Annotated in this window: 15 protein-coding genes and 1 pseudogene; 7 read left to right on the forward strand and 9 right to left on the reverse strand. The window is 70.7% G+C overall.

Annotated elements, in window-relative coordinates; all coding sequences use genetic code 11:
* Positions 1 to 51 precede the first annotated feature (51 nt).
* Both AC1RIF_RS02930 and AC1RIF_RS02935 read right to left on the reverse strand, forming a co-directional pair.
* Positions 52 to 1,095: pseudogene (locus AC1RIF_RS02930) on the reverse strand (thiolase family protein); the annotation flags it as partial.
* Entirely contained in the window at positions 1,065 to 1,193 is a 129-nt protein-coding gene (locus AC1RIF_RS02935) for a hypothetical protein (protein ID WP_492599862.1), read from the reverse strand. The pseudogene AC1RIF_RS02930 and the gene AC1RIF_RS02935, both read right to left, overlap by 31 nt.
* A 55-nt stretch (positions 1,194 to 1,248) precedes the next feature.
* Between AC1RIF_RS02935 and AC1RIF_RS02940 the strand changes: the two genes are divergently transcribed.
* Genes AC1RIF_RS02940 through AC1RIF_RS02950 form a run of 3 tightly spaced genes read left to right on the forward strand, consistent with a single transcriptional unit; the run spans position 1,249 to position 5,037 of the window.
* On the forward strand, positions 1,249 to 2,472 hold the full coding sequence (locus AC1RIF_RS02940) for an acetyl-CoA acetyltransferase (RefSeq protein WP_492599863.1): 1,224 nt from the start codon (positions 1,249 to 1,251) through the stop codon (positions 2,470 to 2,472).
* Between the two features lie 10 nt (positions 2,473 to 2,482).
* The gene (locus tag AC1RIF_RS02945; RefSeq protein ID WP_492599864.1) at positions 2,483 to 4,015 is read left to right on the forward strand and encodes a carotenoid oxygenase family protein; all 1,533 of its coding nucleotides are present in this window, start codon (positions 2,483 to 2,485) and stop codon (positions 4,013 to 4,015) included.
* 8 nt (positions 4,016 to 4,023) lie between these two features.
* Positions 4,024 to 5,037, forward strand: coding sequence for a winged helix-turn-helix transcriptional regulator (locus AC1RIF_RS02950; RefSeq protein ID WP_492599865.1), 1,014 nt, complete (start codon positions 4,024 to 4,026; stop codon positions 5,035 to 5,037).
* A 52-nt stretch (positions 5,038 to 5,089) separates the two neighbouring features.
* On the opposite strand, the gene AC1RIF_RS02955 is transcribed toward AC1RIF_RS02950, so the two are convergent.
* Positions 5,090 to 5,521 carry an Rv0880 family HTH-type transcriptional regulator gene (locus tag AC1RIF_RS02955; RefSeq protein ID WP_492599866.1) on the reverse strand — a complete coding sequence of 144 codons (432 nt, stop codon included), beginning with the start codon at positions 5,519 to 5,521 and terminating at the stop codon, positions 5,090 to 5,092.
* 35 nt (positions 5,522 to 5,556) lie between these two features.
* A complete protein-coding gene (locus AC1RIF_RS02960; protein WP_492599867.1) occupies positions 5,557 to 7,047 on the reverse strand; it encodes an NCS2 family permease in 1,491 nt (496 codons plus the stop codon).
* Positions 7,048 to 7,128: 81 nt separating this feature from the next.
* Between AC1RIF_RS02960 and AC1RIF_RS02965 the strand changes: the two genes are divergently transcribed.
* Entirely contained in the window at positions 7,129 to 7,377 is a 249-nt protein-coding gene (locus AC1RIF_RS02965; protein WP_492599868.1) for a DUF2530 domain-containing protein, read from the forward strand.
* Between the two features lie 45 nt (positions 7,378 to 7,422).
* Here the strand turns inward: AC1RIF_RS02965 and AC1RIF_RS02970 are convergent, their stop codons facing one another.
* Genes AC1RIF_RS02970 through AC1RIF_RS02980 form a run of 3 tightly spaced genes read right to left on the reverse strand, consistent with a single transcriptional unit; the run spans position 7,423 to position 11,607 of the window.
* Complete coding sequence (locus AC1RIF_RS02970) at positions 7,423 to 7,977, reverse strand: phosphatase PAP2 family protein (RefSeq protein WP_492599869.1); 555 nt, start codon at positions 7,975 to 7,977, stop codon at positions 7,423 to 7,425.
* Between the two features lie 10 nt (positions 7,978 to 7,987).
* Positions 7,988 to 10,750 carry a sacsin N-terminal ATP-binding-like domain-containing protein gene (locus AC1RIF_RS02975; RefSeq protein WP_492600130.1) on the reverse strand — a complete coding sequence of 921 codons (2,763 nt, stop codon included), beginning with the start codon at positions 10,748 to 10,750 and terminating at the stop codon, positions 7,988 to 7,990.
* Positions 10,747 to 11,607, reverse strand: a complete 861-nt coding sequence (locus AC1RIF_RS02980; protein ID WP_492599870.1) for a DUF3027 domain-containing protein — start codon at positions 11,605 to 11,607, stop codon at positions 10,747 to 10,749. Before AC1RIF_RS02980 ends, AC1RIF_RS02975 begins: the two co-directional genes overlap by 4 nt.
* A gap of 51 nt (positions 11,608 to 11,658) precedes the next feature.
* On the opposite strand from AC1RIF_RS02980, the gene AC1RIF_RS02985 reads away from it, so the two are divergent.
* The 3 genes from AC1RIF_RS02985 to AC1RIF_RS02995 all read left to right on the forward strand — a co-directional run bounded on the left by AC1RIF_RS02985 (position 11,659) and on the right by AC1RIF_RS02995 (position 14,855).
* The gene (locus tag AC1RIF_RS02985) at positions 11,659 to 12,480 is read left to right on the forward strand and encodes a glutaminyl-peptide cyclotransferase (RefSeq protein ID WP_492599871.1); all 822 of its coding nucleotides are present in this window, start codon (positions 11,659 to 11,661) and stop codon (positions 12,478 to 12,480) included.
* Positions 12,481 to 12,581: 101 nt separating this feature from the next.
* Entirely contained in the window at positions 12,582 to 14,327 is a 1,746-nt protein-coding gene (locus tag AC1RIF_RS02990) for an MFS transporter (RefSeq protein WP_492599872.1), read from the forward strand.
* A 27-nt stretch (positions 14,328 to 14,354) separates the two neighbouring features.
* Positions 14,355 to 14,855, forward strand: a complete 501-nt coding sequence (locus AC1RIF_RS02995; RefSeq protein ID WP_492599873.1) for a DUF2771 family protein — start codon at positions 14,355 to 14,357, stop codon at positions 14,853 to 14,855.
* A gap of 91 nt (positions 14,856 to 14,946) precedes the next feature.
* Here the strand turns inward: AC1RIF_RS02995 and AC1RIF_RS03000 are convergent, their stop codons facing one another.
* Both AC1RIF_RS03000 and AC1RIF_RS03005 read right to left on the reverse strand, forming a co-directional pair.
* Entirely contained in the window at positions 14,947 to 15,360 is a 414-nt protein-coding gene (locus AC1RIF_RS03000; RefSeq protein ID WP_492600131.1) for a cold-shock protein, read from the reverse strand.
* Between the two features lie 221 nt (positions 15,361 to 15,581).
* Positions 15,582 to 16,363: YncE family protein (locus AC1RIF_RS03005; protein WP_492599874.1), on the reverse strand; the 782-nt coding region annotated here is incomplete at its 5' end.

Below are 16,363 nucleotides of genomic sequence, written 5' to 3' on the forward strand. Positions count from 1 at the left end.
CGTCGCACCGAGCGGATGCCCGACGGCGAGCGCACCGCCGACGGGATTGACCCGCGCGGGATCGAGGTCCAGCTCCCGCGTCAGCAGCAGCGGACTCACTGCGAACGATTCGTTGGCCTCGACGACGTCCACGTCGCGCGCCCCGATTCCGGATCGGCGCAACGCATCTCGTGCAGCGTCGACGGGAGCGTCGAGCAGCGGCGAGCGGACGGCCCGGTGCGAGACGGCGACTATCTCGGCGATCGGTCGGCGACCGTGCAGATGCGCGGTATCGGGGCGACCGATCACGACCGCCGAGGCGCCGTCCGCGAGCTGCGGTGCCGTCGCGATGGAGTGCAATCCCTCGGTGGGCGGACGCATGTCGGGCAGTCGGCGTCGCACCAGATCCCATGCCGGGTCGTCCGCGAACAACGCGGGCAGGGCGGCGAACTGCGCCGCAGCCGCGTCGGGGCGGGCGCCCTCGTCGATCGACAGGATCACGTCGTCCTCGTCGCCGCCACGGACCGGCACCACCGCTGCCGACGACGGCGCCGACGACGCGCGCCGGTGTGATTCGGCGGCATAGGTGTCGAGTTGCTCGCGGGTGAATCCGTGCACCGCCGCGGTCGCGTCCGCGGAGACACCGATGGTGACGAAGCCGGTCCGCTCGCCGAGTTCCCGATCCGTCGCGATCGCGGGGTCGTCGGAGAGCATCGGCACCCTCGACATCGACTCGACGCCACCGGCGACCATCACGTCGCACTGGCCGGCGACGACCTTCGCCGCGGCGGTGCCGAGCGCCTCGAGCCCCGAGCAGCACAGACGGGTCACCACCGAACCGCCGACCGCGTCGGGCCAGCCCGCGTACTGAGCGGAGGCACGCGCCAGGTTCCCGGCCTGTTCCCCGGTGACGGTGCCGATGCCGACCACGACATCGTCGATCTGATCGGGGTCCAGGCCCCGGAGTTCCAGTGCGCGCAGGAGTTGCGCGAACAGGGCGTGTGGCGGGATCCCCGCCAGTGATCCGCCCCCGCGCCGGACCCGTCCACGCGGCAGCCGGACGGCGTCGAACACCCATGCCCGGCTCACGCGAGGCTCTCCTGTGCCGGGGCACACGCACGCGCCACGACGTCGAGCGTCCGCGCTCCGCCCGCGTCGGCGAATCCGGCGTGCACCATCCCCTCCACACGGAAAGATTGAGTGGTCTGCATCACTCTGTTAGTTGTAGTCTGGCACGCAACGAACCGCAAGACCCGAGGAGAACCAGGCATGGACGCAGACACGATCAGTGTCATCGGTGGTTACCAGACAGACTTCGCACGCAACCTGACGAAAGAGGGTCTCGATATCGCAGACCTGACCCGCGAGGTGGTGGAGGGGACGCTCGCGGATGCGGGGCTCACCCCCGCGGACATCGGCGTCGTGCACGTCGGCAACGCCTTCGGACAGCTCTTCACCGGCCAAGGTCACCTCGGCGCGATGCCGGCCTCGGTCGTGCCCGGATTGTGGGGTCCACCCGCAACCCGTCACGAGGGCGCCTGCGCGTCGGGGTCGTTGGCACTCCTCGCCGCGATGGCGGATCTCGAGTCGGGCAGGTACGACTGCGCACTGGTCGTCGGCGTCGAACTCGAAAAGACCGTTCCCGGCGACGTGGGTGCACAGCACATGGGCGCCGCTGCCTGGGCCGGACACGAGGGTTCCGACGCAAAATTCATGTGGCCCTACATGTTCGGGAAGATCGCCGACGAGTACGAGCGGCGCTTCGGCCTGGACGAACGCCACCTGTGGTCGATCGCGGAACTCGCCGCTCGCAACGCGGCCCGCAATCCGCTGGCCCAGACCCGCGGCTGGGACCGGACCGAGGCGTCGTTCACCGCCGATCTCGTGGCCAATCCTCCGGTAGAGGGCCGCCTGCGCAAGGCGGACTGCGGTCCGCTCACCGACGGGGGCGCCGGCGTGGTCCTGGTCCGCGCGGACCACCCCGTGCTCCGCAGCCGCGGGGCGGCCGCGAACCGGTCGCGCATCCTCGGCTGGGGCCACCGGACCGTCGGGCTGTCGCTGGAGGACAAGCTCTCCCGCAGCGCCGACGACGCCTACGTGGCTCCCCACGTGCGCGACACGATCCGGGATGCGTTCGGCCGTGCGGGGATCGATGGTGTCGATGCCCTCGATCTGATCGAGACCCACGACTGCTTCACCGTCAGCGAGTACCTGGCCATCGATCATTTCGGGATCACACCGCCCGGCGAGAGCTGGCGCGCCGTCGAGAACGGCGACCTCGAGATCGGCGGCCGGATCCCGGTGAACCCCAGCGGCGGCCTGCTCGGTGTCGGACACCCTGTGGGCGCCACGGGAATTCGCATGATGCTCGACTGCCACCGCCAGGTCACCGGCCGCGCCGGTGCCAACCAGGTGCCCGACGCGCATCGCGCCGCAATGTTGAACTTCGGCGGAAGCACCGCCACAACAGCCAGTTTCGTGATCGGACAGTAGGAGGAAGCACATGGAGATCGAGGTACTCGGGCGGGCCCTGACGACACTGCCGGCCGACGACGATCATCCCTACCGGACGGGGGCCTGGCGCCCCCAGCACGTGGAACGCAGCGCCGACGATCTCGAGGTGATCGGCGAGCTACCTATCGACCTCGACGGCGTCTACCTCCGTAACACCGAGAACCCGGCGCACCCCGCCCTCGAGGGCCGGTACCACCCGTTCGACGGTGACGGCATGATCCACGTCGTCGGTTTCCGTGACGGAAAAGCCTTCTACCGCAATCGTTTCGTAAAGACCGACGGATTCCTCGCGGAACAGGAGTCGGGCGGCCCACTGTGGGCGGGTATCGCCGAACGGCCGGAGAAGTCGATCCGCGAGGACGGCTGGGGCGCACGGGGTCGGATGAAGGATGCGTCGAGCACCGATGTCGTGGTCCACGGCGGCGTCGCCCAGACCAGTTTCTGGCAGTGCGGCGACCTCTACCGACTCGATCCCACGACCCTCGAGACGCTGGGAAAGGCCACGTGGCAGGGCGACTTCCCGTCGGACCTGGGAGTCTCGGCACATCCCAAGGTGGACGAGCGGACCGGGGAGTTGTTGTTCTTCAACTACGGCACCGACGCCCCGTACATGCACTACGGGGTGGTCGACGCCGAGGACCGTCTGGTGCACTACGTCGACATCGATCTGCCCGGCCCCCGACTGCCGCACGACATGGCCTTCACCGAGAACTACGCGATCCTCAACGACTGTCCTCTGTTCTGGATCCCGGAGGCACTGGCGGTGGGTAAGTACGTGTCCCGCTTCCACCCGGACATCCCGCTGCGACTGGGCGTGATCCCGCGCCGCGGAAGCTCCGATCAGATCAGGTGGTTCGAGGCCGATCCGACGTATGTCCTGCACTGGACCAACGCGTACGAGAGCGGCGACGAGATCATCCTCGAGGGCTTCCACCAGGAGCACCCGGAGCCAGAGGACACCGGCGAGGGCGGGCCCTACCAGAGGATGTTCCGCTTCCTCGCGCTCGACCGCATGGGTACGCACCTGCACCGGTGGCGACTGAACATGCGCACGGGAGCGGTTCGGGAGGAACGTCTTTCGGAGACGGTGACCGAGTTCGGCATGATCAACCCCGCGCACGCGGGTCGCAGCCACCGCTACACGTACGCGGCGACCGGGCTGCCGGGCTGGTTCCTGTTCGACGGCCTGGTCAAGCACGACACGCTCACCGGGCACGAGGAGCGCTTCTCGTTCGGGGAGGGCGTGTTCGGCAGCGAGACCGTCATGGCCCCGCGGATCGGGTCGGCCGCCGAGGACGACGGCTACCTCGTCACCATCACCTCGGACGTCGACCGGGATCTGTCCGAGTGTCTGGTGTTCGATGCCGCGCGCGTCGCCGACGGACCGGTGGCACGAATCCGCCTGCCCGAGCGGGTCTCGAGCGGCACGCATTCGACCTGGGCACCCGGGTCTGTGCTCCCCCGCTGGCGGACCGCGGAGGACCCGGCGGAGGCGGTGGGGCTGGATCGTCCCGGACTATAGTTCGTGGGATGTCCGACGAACATGCCTCCGGCGCGGAGCCGACCGCTCCGACTGCCGGACGCATGCTCGTCCCGGGCGGTGACAACGCGATCGCGGTCACGCTCGGCCTCCTCGGCGACGAGTGGAACCTGTGGATCCTGCGGCACGCCCTGCAGGGTGCACGGCGGTACCGCGACTGGATGTCGGTGGGCGGGATCTCACACGCGGTCCTGTCGGCCCGGCTCACGGCGCTCACGGAGGCGGGGCTGCTCGAGCGGGTCTGCTACCAGGACAGGCCCGCGAGATACGAGTATCGGCTCACCCACTGCGGCCAGTCGGTCTGGCCGATCCTGCTCTCGGTGTGGTCGTGGGAACTCCAGTGGGCACCGGACGAGGGCGTCCTGCCCCGGATGCGGCACTCCGTGTGTGGGCAGGAGTTCACGCCGGTGTTGCGCTGCGCCGCGTGCGCGTGTCCGGCCGGCGCCCGCGACGTCGTCGCCGAGATGGGACCGAGCGGCGGCTGGACGCGCAGCGTGCCCGCGGCGTCGAGTCGACGGCGGTCCAACGGCGCGGCGCGCCCGCCGCGGGTCCTGCCGCACACCATGGAGTTGCTCGGTAACCGGTGGTCGGCCGCGATGCTCGGAGCGGCGTTCTTCGGCGCGAAACGCTACAGCGAGTTCGCGGAGCGAATGCAGGCGTCACCCACGATCGTGGCCGACCGCCTGCGCACTTTCCTCGAACTCGGCGTCCTCGGCGAAGTGCCCAGCACCGAGCGGACGGACTGGATGACGTACCACCTCACCGAGAAGGGTCGCGCCTTCTTCCCGGTGGTGTTGTGCATGATCACATGGGGACAGCACTGGTTTCCCGCACCCGAGGGCGAGGCGATCGTCTTCACGCACACCGGGTGCGGGGATCCGTTCGTGCCACGGCTCGTGTGCGATCACTGCGAGGCGACACTGGAAGCACGAAGCGTCTCGGTGGAGCCCCGCGCCGATCAGCACCTCGACGAGAAACCGAGAGCCGCATCACCTTCGCGATGACACGAGCCCGATCAGGCTGTGTGTGAACGACTTCGGGCCGGGATCGGTCGCGTCAGTCGTTCTCGGAGACCAGGCCGGAGATGATCGTGACGGCGTTGCGGAGGGTTTCGAGCTGCTCGCCGTCCAGACCGGACAGCTTCTCGGTCATCCAGGCCTCGCGCGCCTGGGTCTCCCCCTCGATGAGGGCGTGGCCGGCGGCGGAGAGCGAGACGATGATCTGACGGCCGTCGGTGGGATGCGGTGTGCGATCGACCAGTCCGAGATCGGCGAGCGAGGCGATGACGCGGGTCATCGACGGCGGCTGGACCTTCTCACGAGCGGCCAACGCGCCCGGCGTCATCGATCCCTCGGCGGCGAGGGTGGCGAGCGCCGACAGCTGCGTCAGCGAGACCTGGGCCTCCGCACGCCGTCCCCGCAGATGGCGCGTGAGACGCACAACCGCTAGGGACAGGTCGCTGGCCAGGGCGCGAGTATCCGATGTCACAGAACCAAACAATACGGGAACTCGCGCCCCGCCAATCACGTAACGGCGTCAGTGATCGGGCCGACTGCGAAGTACGCGACGAACAGTGCCGCGACGAGCCACAGCAGCGGGTGCACCTTCTTGGCGTTGCCGCCGGCGGCCGCGAGGACCACGTAGGAGATGAAGCCGACGCCGATGCCGTTGGCGATGGAGTACGTGAACGGCATCGTGACGATCGTCAGGAACGCCGGGAGCGCGATCGAGAACTTACCGAAGTCGATGTCGCGCACTTGCCCGATCATCAACGCGCCCACCACGACGAGGGCCGGGGCGGCCGCCTCGATCGGGACCACCGAGTACAGCGGCGTGAGGAACATCGCGGCCAGGAACAGCACGCCGGTGACGACGTTGGCGAGACCGGTGCGGGCACCTTCGGCGATGCCGGACGCGGACTCGACGAACACCGTGTTGGACGACGCGGACGCGCCGCCGCCGACGATCGCGCCGGCGCCCTCGACGACGAGCGCCTTGCCGACGCCCGGAAGGTTGTCGTCCTTGTCGGTGAGCCCGGCTTCCTTGCCCAGGCCGGTCATGGTGCCCATCGCGTCGAAGAAGTTGGCGAGCACCAGGGTGAAGACCAGGAGGCTGGCGGCGAGGACACCGATGCGGGTGAACGCGCCGAAGATGCTGACGTCACCGACCAGGCTCAGGTCGGGCAGCTGCGCGACGACGTCGGGCAGCACGGGGACGCTGAGGTTCCAGCCCTTGGGGTCGACGCCCTTGGACGCGCCGACGTCGAAAACGGCCTCGATGATCGCGGCGAGCACGGTGGTGACGACGATGCCGATCAGCAGGCCGCCGCGGACCTTGCGGACCACGAGGATGCCCATGAGCAGGACACCGAAGACGAAGACGGCGGTCGGCCACGCGCCGATCGAGCCGTTGATGCCGAGGCCGACGGGGACGGAGGTGCCGGCGGCGTCGGGGATGCGGCGGACGAATCCGGCGTCGACCAGTCCGATGAACGCGATGAACATGCCGATGCCGGCGGCGATCGCGGCCTTGAGCTCGCGCGGGATGGCGTTGAAGACCGCCGTGCGGAAGCCGGTCGCGGCCAGCGCGACGATGATGATGCCGTCGATGACGACCAGGCCCATCGCCTCGGGCCACGTGACCTGCGGCGCGATCGACACGGCGAGCAGGCTGTTGATGCCCAGACCGGCGGCGATACCGAACGGATAGTTCGCGATGATGCCGAAGGCGATGCTCATCAGACCCGCGACCAGCGCGGTGACGGCGGCGACCTGGCTGACCGGCAGGATGTTGCCGAGGACGTCGGTCTTGGCGGCGGCGTCTTCGGCCGAGAAGCTACCGAGGATCAGCGGGTTGAGGACGACGATGTACGCCATGGCCACGAAGGTGACCAGGCCGCCGCGGACCTCGGTGCTGATGGTCGAGCCACGCTCAGTGATCTTGAAGTAGGTGTCGAGCAACCGCGAGGGTGCCGACGGCCGCGTGGGCTCGGTGGTCTTGTCGGTAACCGCCATGTCGTGTTTCGGTCCAATCGCCGGGAAGTGGGGTTTCGCACCTGGCAGATTAGGGCACCGACGCGCGGGTAACTTAATCGTGTGACCGAAATCCATAGCACGCCCACGCTGCTGACCCGGCTCTCCGACCCCCGTCCGGTGCTCGTGGTGGGCACGGCCGCCTGGGTGGTGGCGACGGTCGTCGTGCTGCTGGCGGGCGACCGCTGGCACGCCGCGCTTCCGGTCTGTTACGCCGGAACCGCCCTGGGCCTCCTGGGATTCGCGTTGTACCTCGTTCAGCGGCGGGCCGCCCGGCGCGGCAGCCGGGGCGCGCAGCGCGGCCTCGTCTGAGTCGCGGACGCCGTCACCGCGGCCCGCGTCGCCCGGTGAGGGAATTCACACGGCGTTCGTGCGTGTCAGACGGGCCTTGCGACGGCTGATCGCCCAGATCCACAGTGCGGCCCACGCCACACCGAACGTCCAGCCGGCGAGCACGTCGGTGAGCCAGTGCGCGCCCAGGTACACCCGGGACAGCCCGACCGCCAAGGTGTAGCACGCGAGCAGCGCCAGCAGCAGGATCCGTCCGACGCCGGGTGCGACGATCCGCACCACCACCGCGCCCAGCACGCAGGCGAGGATCGCGGACATCATCGCGTGCCCGGACGGGAACGAATAGCTTTCGAGCATCACGAGACGCTCCGGCAGCGGCGGCCGTTCGCGCCCGAACAAAAGTTTGAGCAGGCTCATCGCCGCCCAGCCGGAGAGCATCGCGCCGGCGACCATGACGGCCTCGGCGGTGTACCGACGCGCCAGCAGCGCGATCGTCACGACGGTGGAGATGACGAACGCCGCGAGCGTTCCCCCGCTGTTGGTGACGACCGTGACGGCGTCGGTGAGGCCGGGGGTGCGGATGTCGAGCATCCAGTCCAGCACCGACTGATCGAACGTCATCTCTCTCCCCTCACGGACGGCGACGGCAGTGGGTCCGGCCGTCCGCGTCCACCCACCACGCGACGGCGACGTCACCGTCGAGCGCTCCATCGAGCCGCACGACGAGGTCGTCGTGGACGACGACGGACCCGGTCGGCAGCGGCAACCCCAACACCGTGCACGCCAGCACGGCCCCCGGTTCGCGGTCCCACGTGCTGGTCTCGCCGTCGCCGAGCACCTGCGCGTGGACGGCGGCCGACGCGAGCGGCAGGTCCAGCAGGTCCGCGAGGGCGGCGGCGGTGTCCAGTGCACCGAGCACCAGGCGGTCCGGTGGCACGACGGCGCCGAGGTGGCCGCGGTCGAGCACCAGCGCGACGTCCGGGTCGGCGACGGTGCCGGCGAGACTGCGCACCCCGGCCGGCAGGCCCAGCTCGTCGAGGTCCAGCACGCCGCGGTCGGCGGCCGCGGCCAGCAACCGGTGGGTGCGGGTCACGACGTCCGGGGTGGGGGTGCGCTCGGGGTCGGCGAGACGGTCGAGCAGGATCCGGGCCAGCCCGGTGTCGTCGACCGTGGTGGGCGCCAGCGCCCCGGCCAGAGCGGGCGCGGCCGGGTGGTCGAGGACGTCGAGCAGTCCGGCGAACGTGTCGTCGTCGGGGGCGCGCAGCAGACCGAGGCGCCGCCCGTCGATCTCGGCGTGCGTGCGCAGCCACCACGCGGTGTAGCCGTCGCGGTCGGCGAGCGCCGCCGCGGTGGCGGGGTGCTCGGCGAGCAGGGTCAGCGCCTGCGACCACCGCGCGGGATCGACCAGGTCCAGGTCCCGCACCGCGACCAGCGTCTCGGGGTCGTCGGCGAGGGTGTCCCACCAGCGGGGCTCGTCGTCGAGGTCGTGTTCGGGTCCGGTGGGCAACTCGGCGCGCATCACCGAGAAGCCCCAGCCGACCCCGAGCGCGCGCAGCGGTTCCTCGCCCACCCGCTCGACCAGGGCCGCGTCGACGGTGCCGAACGGCGAATCCTCGTCGAGCACCTCGGCGAGCGGGGCGCCCGGCAGCAGCAGTTCGTCGGCGGGCACCAGTTCGCCGTCGGCGTCGGGCAGCGGCAGCTCACCCAGCCAGCCCGGTCGCGCGTCGGGTGCCGCGAGTCCGACCAGCGAGAGCACCGCGGTCGCCAATTCGGTTGCGGCGCTGGGGTCGTCGTAGTCGATGTCCTCGATGCGGGCGCGCAGTGCGGGATCAGACAGCAGGTCGCCGGCGGTGGCCCGCTCCGCGCCCAGTCGGCTCAGCAGCGGGTGCGCGGCGTCGGGATGCACCAGCCGCACCCAGTCCAGGGCCGCGATCGCCGCGTCCACGGCATGCCCCAGGTCGGCGCCCATCACGGTGGTGCGCGGACCGGTGACGGTGCGGCCGTCGGCGAGCGGAACCGGAACGGCGGCAAGCTCTTCCACTGCCAACGCGTCCACGACCAGCGGTTCGAGCGCATCGTAGACGGTGTGCCACCACGACGGTTCCCGGTGATGGCCGCCCAGCAGTTCGGCGATGCGGGCCAGGCCCACGCGGTGCACGTCCACCGCCGACAGGGCCGGTGCGTACCGCGGCCCCGACAGCTCCGGGTCCACCAGGTCGGGCACGACGTCGGCGAGCGCGTCGGCCAGTTCACCGGTCAGTCCGGGGATCACGGTGGCGCGGGTCGGCACGAGGTCGGCGGCGTCGGGGCGCTCCTCGGTGCGGGCCGCGGGCACCCACGGCTGGGTGCGCAGCTCACGCAGCAGTTCCTCGCGCAGGGTGGCGTCCACCTCGCTGCGCGCGAATCCGGGCTGCGGCACCAGGTCCGGGCGCTGCTCGCGCGGGAGCGCCGCCACGAACCGCGCGTAGCCGCGGGCCACCACGGCCAGCGGCGCGCCGGGCAGGACGCGTCGGCGGTCGGGTTGCATCGCGACGTCGGCGATCAGCAGCGCCGGCACCGACAGTTCCTCGTCGGATCGGGTGGGGGCGCGCAGCACGTCGGCGGTCACGGGACGCACCCGCCCGTCGACCACCGGGACCAGCCACCGCGCGGCCTCGGTCCGGTACTGCCACCACGTGCGGTCGCCGACGGCGATCTCGGTGAGCCCGGCGCGATCACCGTCGAGTGCGTGTTCGGTGCGGCGCAGCACCGTGTCGCCGACCTCGATCGTGTCGAGTGCGGGGAGTTCGAGCAGCAGGTCGACGGCCTCGGCGGCGAATCCGGCGAGCAGGGAGGCGGCGTCGATCTCGGGGCGCAGCCGCAGCACCACCTCGGTGTCGAATCCGGCCGGCGGTCGCTCGTCGGTGGCCCACACCAGGCGCAGTGCCGGGACACCCGCCGCGGGCGGGTCGAGCCCCTCCTCCGCGACGGCGGCGCGGGTGCGGGCGGCGGAGAACAGCAGCGAGCCGCTGGTGGACCGCAGTTCCACCTCGTCGCTCACGGCCCGGACCGCGGTGAATCCGACGCCGAATCGTCCCACCCCCGACGTGCTTTCGGTCTTTCCGGAGGCGCGGAGCGCGGCGAGCGCGTGCACGCCCTGGACGTCGAGGGGTGCGCCGGTGTTCGCGATCCGCAGGACGTCGTCGTCCAGTCGGACTCGCAGGGTGCCGGGGATCCCGGCGCGGGCGGCGGCGTCGGCCGCGTTCTGCGCCAGTTCGGTCAGCAGCCGGTCGCGGTAGCCGGCGCGGACGAGGTCGGCCTCGGCCGCGGCGTCCTCGCGCAGACGCGTCGGCGAGGTCCGCCACGCGAGGAGCGTGCCCTCCCGCAGCGCCGCGGTGCCGAACGGATCCGTCAGCTGGTCGATGCCGGGTCCAGCGGAGGCTCGGGATCGGTGGGCTCGTCGGCCGGTGCCTCGGTGGGCGCCTCGGCCCCGGCCTCGGGCGCGGTGGGACGCTCGATCTCGACGACCTCGACGGCGGCGTCGTCGTAGGCGTCGTAGCGCGGGGTGCCGGCGCCGGTCGGCAGGGTGGTGTCGGAATGCGCACCGCAGCCGTGCGCGGCGTGCACGACGTGCCCGTCGGCGGCCATCTCGTTCCCGCACACGCCGAACGCCGCGTGCAGCGAACCGGACAGCGGCAGATAGAAACCGCACAGATCGCACGTGGACGGCGCGGCCTTCGCCATGTCCGAGTCCGGGCCGAAGTCGCCGTCGTGCCACCGCTCGGCGCACTCCAGCCGACCCTCGCGGCTCATGACCTGCTTGCGGCCCAGCCCGATCTCGAGCGCGACGTCGTCCACCTCGGGGTCGCCGGTCGCGACGTACCCCGGCACCAGACGTTCGTCGCCGGCGGGTGGCGCCAGCAGATCGCCGGGCGACAGGTCGCCGGGGCGGACCCGCTGATCCCACGGCAGCCAGTCGGGGGCGACGAGCGCGTCGGGTCCCGGCAGCAACGCCAGTTCGCTGATCGTCACATGATCGGAGTCGGGGGCAGCGGCCACCACGACGGCCCACTGCCAGCCGCGGTAACCCGGCAGCTCGGCCTCGAACCGGTGGGTGGCGGCGCAGAAGTCTTCCCCGGTCACGCCCAGGTGCTTCCCCACACCACCCTCACCGAGTGCGACCAGTGCTGCTCGGGCAGGCTCGACGGCTTCGGCGAGGACGGGGCGCACGACGGCGCTCTCTGGAGACGACGTAACACTCACGATGTCCATCTTGCCGCACTAGGTCCTACCCGTGCTCGTGCGGGCTGTCATGCTGGTCCGGTGAATCGGCGTCGCACCCCGTATCCCGTCGTTGTCGGAGTGTCCGTCCTGGCCGTCGCACTGCTCGCCGGCTGCTCGACGACCACCGACGGCGGCACCCCGCCGGAGGGCGCGCCCGTCGCGCAGCCGCTGCGCGCGGAGATCGTCCGCGAGCTGCCGCACGACGCTGACGCGTTCACGCAGGGCCTGGAGATCTCCGACGGCACGCTGTACGAGAGCACCGGACGGGTGGGGCAGTCGTGGGTGCGGGCCACCGAGTTCGACACCGGCGCCGAACGGGCGCGCGCCGATCTGATGCGGCCGATGTTCGGGGAGGGCATCACCGTCGTCGGCGACACCGTCTGGCAGCTCACCTGGAAGGACGGTGTCGCGATCGCCCGCGACCGGGACACCCTCACCCAGCAGCGACAGGTCGGGTACGACGGCGAGGGGTGGGGGCTGTGCGCGCAGCCGGACCGGCTCGTGATGAGCAACGGCTCGGACGCCCTGACCTTCCGCGATCCCGCCACGTTCGCGCCGACGGGCGCGTTGGATGTCACCCTCGACGGCCGGTCGATCGATCGGCTCAACGAACTCGAATGCGGCAGCGACGGTTTCGTGTACGCGAATGTGTGGCAGACCGACACCATCCTGCAGATCGATCCCGCGACCGGCGTGGCGGTCGGCCGGATCGACGCCACCGCCCTGCGCGACGCCCTGCCCGCCGACGAGAGCGACGACATCGACGTCCTCAACGGCATCGCCCAGATTCCCGGCACCGACCGCTTCCTGGTGACCGGGAAGCTGTGGCCGCGGATGTTCGAGGTCCGTTTCGTCGCCTGAGCCCGGACGTGTCGGGCGCGTGACGCATCCGACACGTCCGAACTAGCTGGAACAGACCGCCCGTGTCGTGCAATGTCCGGGGACTAGGACAGAATTGGGGGGTGACCGGACCTCGCGAACCCCACGACGCCGACCGGCGTGGGCAGGACCCGCGTATCCCCGCGCCCCGGCGACACCCCGGCTACGACAACTATCCGCCCGCGCAGCGTGCCGCGGCCCGGCGCACCCCGCTGCCCCCGCTGCATCCCGTGGACCGGTCCGCGCCCACCGAACGCATCGCGCCGGGACCGAACGGGCCCGGCCGGACCGGGCCGGAGCAACCTCCGCAGCAACCTTCGGAGCCGCAGTCCACCAAGAGGTTCTCCAAGCCGGACGCGGAAGCGTTCGAGGACGACGCCGACGCCGGGGCGCCGAAGCCGAAACCGATGCCGCGGAAGCTGACGGTCACCCGGGTCGCCGCGATGCGCAGTCGCGAGCTGACCAACAAGTCCATCGCGACGTTCCGGCGGGCCGCGACCGCGGACGGCGCCGACAAGTCCGGGCTCACCGCGCTGACCTACGCGGTGATGGCGAACTTCGCGACGGACGCCGCGATCGCCGTGGCGCTGGCCAACACGCTGTTCTTCTCCGCCGCCACCGGCGAGGACAAGACCAAGGTCGCGCTGTACCTGTTGATCACGATCGCGCCGTTCGCGGTGATCGCCCCGCTGATCGGCCCGGCGCTCGACCGCCTGCAGCGGGGCCGACGGATCGCGCTGGCGTCGTCGTTCGCACTGCGGACGGTGCTCGCGTTGACCCTCGTCTTCAACTTCGACAGCTGGGCGCTCTACCCGTGCGCGCTGGGCATGATGGTGCTCAGTAAATCGTTCTCGGTCCTCAAGAGCGCCGTGACTCCACGCGTGCTGCCACCGGAGATCGATCTGGTGCGGGTCAATTCGCGGCTGACGGTGTTCGGCCTGCTCGGCGGCACCATCGGCGCGGGCGCGCTGGCCGGCGCGCTGGCCCTGGTCACCGGGTCCACGGCGGCGCCGCTGTGGCTGGCCGCGCTCATCACCGCGCTCGGCGCGTACCTGAGCATGCGGATCCCGGCGTGGGTGGAGGTCACCGAGGGCGAGGTGCCGGCCACGCTGACCTTCCACGGCGACGACTCCCCCACCGAGATGATCGACGTGTCCGCGATGGCGGGTGTCAAACCGGACAAGCGACGCCAACCGCTGGGCCGCGCGGTGGTCACCGGGCTGTGGGGCAACGGCACCATCCGGGTGCTCACCGGGTTCCTGACGCTGTACATCGCGTTCGTCGCGAAGGCCAGCACCGAACATGCGGCGCTGATGCAGGCCGCGATGCTGGGCCTGGTCGGCGCGGCCGCCGGCATCGGCAACTTCGCCGGCAATGCCGCCGGCGCCCGACTGGAGCTGGGACGGCCCGCGGTGATGGTGCTGCGGTGCACGATCGCGGTGACGGTCGTGGCGATCATCGCGGCGGTCACCGGGAACCTGCTCACCGCGGCGCTCGCGGCGCTCGTGGCGTCGGCGGCCAGCGCCCTGGCGAAGGTGTCGCTGGACGCGTCGCTGCAGCAAGACCTGCCCGAGGAGTCCATCGCCTCCGGTTTCGGCCGGTCCGAGACCGTGCTGCAGCTCAGCTGGGTCATCGGCGGCGCGATGGGCGTGCTGCTGCCCACGGAACTGTGGATCGGTTTCACGGTCGTGTCCGTGGTGCTTACGATCGGGCTGGTGCAGACCGTCCTCACGTACCGCGGCGCGTCGCTGCTCCCGGGACTGGGCGGCAAGCGACCGGAGCACGTGAACCAGGAGACCACCGTCGGCCACAGCCCTCGTGCCGACTGATCCACCGAACGAGAAACGGATTCCATGATGCAGGACCGGACGAAGAAGATTGTCGCGCTGATCGCGGCCCTAGTGGTGGTCGCGGCGGCCGGTCTTGCGGGGGTCGTCGCCTACCTCGTCGGTCAGTCGGAGGAGAAGCTGCCGACCATCACCGCCTACGCGAAGCAGGAGTCCGTCTCGGCCACGCCGGGCTTCTGCAACCAGATGCTCGAATGCGAGGGGCTCGAGATCGTCGAACTCCACGTGCCCGAGGGCTACCCGCTGCAGCTGTCGCTGCCGAAGGAGGTCGCGGACTCCGACTGGCGCCTGAACGTCCAGATCGGCAACCCGAAGACCGGGGAGATCTTCGAGGGCTACCGCGACTACACCCCCGGCGAGGCGTGGGCGGTGACGGTGCCCGGAAATCCCGGTGAGCAGCTGATCAGCGCCATCATCCAGCTGCCCGCGCAGGGCGGGTTGGCGCCGGTGTGGGCGCTGCAGACCATGCCGCTGCCCGGTGGCGGGGCGGTCGCCCCGGCCGCCTCCTGACCCCAGGAACCCGAAACGGGAGCCTTCCGATGATCCATCGGAAGGCTCCCGTTTTCGTCTGTCAGCGACCGCGTACCGCGGTGACCGGACCTCAGCTGTCGAGCTCGCGCGCGACGGCGCGCACCACCTCGGAGATCCGCTGCGCGGTCTTGCGGTCCGGGTACTTGCCCCGGCGCAGGTCCGGCTGGATCTTGGCCTCGAGCAGCGTGATCATGTCCTCGACCATGCCGTGCAGTTCGTCGGGCGAATGCTTGCGGGCCACGGCTTCCTTGCGCGCGCCACCGCCCTGACGCAGCGTCGGGGCCGGTTCGAGCAGCTGGACCTTCAACGCCTGCGGGCCGCGGCGGCCGGCGGCCATGTCGAACTCGACGCGCTGGCCGGCCTTGAGGCCCTCGACGCCGTCGGGCAGCGCTCCCGCGCGGACGTAGACGTCCTCCCCCTCCTCCTGGGACAGGAAGCCGAAACCCTTCTCGACGTCGTACCACTTCACCTTGCCGGTAGGCACCGTGTTCACCTGCTCATCTGCCTGCCGCACTCACCGTTGAGTACGCGCGTGTGTATCTATGCAAAACAACGCGCCCCACTCGGAGTGCGGGGCGCGTGAATGCCCGAGTGTACCCGTCTGGTTCGAGGCTGGGCATCATCGTTTCCCGCCGCGCGACGGTGTCGCGTTCAGTCGTGGCGACATACGCGCCACAGTTCGTGAGCGGTGATGGTGTCGGCGGGTCAGGATGTCCAACTCGAAGAACCGGCACTGCCGAGCGATCCGAACGATCCGGTCGCGGGCGGGGTGGTATCGGTGATGTCGAGAATGACTGGCAGAACGGCGTCAGCGCCGATGCCGTTCGACGCGGTGAGGGTGAACTCGAACCGGCCGGCGGCGGTGGGGGTCCCGGACAGCACCCCGCTGGGCGAAATGGTCAGTCCGGTGGGCAGGATGCCGGTGACGGTCACGGTCGGGGCGGGTTGTCCGGTGACGGTGAAGGCGTGGCTGTACGGCCGGTCGACGGTCCCGGTGGGCGCGGTGCCCGAGAGGGTGGGTGCCTGCTCGATCGCGATCACCGACACCGAATTGCTGCCCCAGTTGGTGACGTAGGCGCGGTCACCGTCCGGACTGATCGCCACCCCACGCGGAGCCTCGCCGACCCGCATGGGTGCACCAATGACGACGGGCGGGGTCTGCGTGGTGTCGATCACCGACACCGTATTGCTGCCCCAGTTGGTGACGTAGGCGCGGTCACCGCTGATCGCCACCCCGGACGGAGCTGAGCCGACCGGGATTGGTGCACCGGTCACGACGGGCGAGGTCTGGGTGGTGTCGATCACCGACACCGTGTCGCCGCCCCAGTTGGTGACGTAGGCGCGGTCACCGCTGAGGGCCACCCCGGACGGATTCGCGCCGACCGGGACGATCGCGGTGACGACGGGCAGGGTCTGCGTGGTGTCGATCACCGACACCGTATTGCTGCCCCAGTTGGTGACGTAGGCGCGGTCACCGCTGATCGCCC

Source organism: Prescottella sp. GW823-FHT02E09 (genome assembly GCF_058797375.1).